Consider the following 259-nt stretch of genomic DNA (forward strand, 5'->3'; position numbering starts at 1 on the left):
TTTGTTTCCTGTATTTGCGTAATGTTAAAAAATACAAATGGAACCACAAACGTGTCTATCGCATTTATAAGGAGCTTGAGCTTAATTTAAGAATCAAGCCTAATAAGCGGATTAAACGAGAACAGCCTGAAACCCTTGCAGTACCGACAGCTAAGAATGAATCATGGTCAATGGACTTTATGTATGATCAACTCAGTGATGGACGTAGTTATCGAGTTCACAACGTGATTGATGACTATAATCGCGAGTCATTGGATAT

1 pseudogene is annotated in these 259 nt (G+C 37.5%); it reads left to right on the forward strand.

Annotated elements, in window-relative coordinates:
• Positions 1-259 (forward strand): annotated as a pseudogene (locus ACEO2X_RS14540) (IS3 family transposase); the annotation flags it as partial.

Origin of the sequence: Acinetobacter sp. AL9 (assembly GCF_041464035.1) — a bacterium.
Lineage (GTDB): Bacteria > Pseudomonadota > Gammaproteobacteria > Pseudomonadales > Moraxellaceae > Acinetobacter > Acinetobacter towneri.